General features: G+C 28.0%; 1 protein-coding gene. It reads left to right on the forward strand.

The annotated features are described in order from the left end of the window. The first annotated feature begins 128 nt into the window (after positions 1-128). Positions 129-722, forward strand: a complete 594-nt coding sequence (locus CLPUN_RS10370; RefSeq protein WP_077847208.1) for a DUF5651 domain-containing protein — start codon at positions 129-131, stop codon at positions 720-722. Positions 723-781: the final 59 nt, after the last annotated feature.

Genomic DNA, 781 nt, shown 5'->3' on the forward strand with positions numbered 1-781 from the left:
CCGGAAGTTTGAAAGTTATTTAATAGATTCGGTTACTGAAGCTATGAAAAGAAATGGAATTACTAATGCACAGGTAAAAAAGATTAGTGATGATATTGAATTGATATTAAGAAAGAAGGTGCATGGAGTTGAGTAATTTTAAAAGAGGTTATTTAAACTCAGAGGAAAGAAATTTCTATATGCTTTCAAAGTCATTTGTTCAGATGATAAATGGTGAAAGAAATTTAAACAATAAAATAACTAATGAGATATGGGTTGAGTGGAAAAGAAAAGGTATGATTACTCAGTCGATGCAGAAGAATATAAAATTAGTTAAAAGTTATTTGATTAAGTTTTGTGATGAAATTGAGGAAAACTTGGATGAAGCAGAAATAGAAAAGCTTCAAAAGCAGCTAATAAAATTTGATTATAGATTAGTAGATGATTATACACTTAAAAAATTATTAAGAGATATTAATGACAATTTTAAATATGTGATTATGGAAAGAAAGAAATTTGAGCCATTAATAGAGGAACTTGCAGAGATTAAATGCGTTGGTTGTAAAAGCGATTATAAGACATGCCCTTTATACAAAGCATTTGATGATATAAGCCTTATTAGAGTAGAGGAAGAAGCTAATTGTCCTTATGCAGTAGATTTATCAAAATGCAAGCCAGAGGAAATAAAAAGGATTGAAAAAACGAAAGAAAATTTAAAATCTAAGAACCAATTTAGAAAATAAAAATGTGTCCGATTCGGACACAAAATAAGGAGTGAAAATATTGAGTAATGAATATAAGT

The sequence above is a fragment of the Clostridium puniceum genome (genome assembly GCF_002006345.1).
Classification (GTDB): domain Bacteria; phylum Bacillota; class Clostridia; order Clostridiales; family Clostridiaceae; genus Clostridium; species Clostridium puniceum.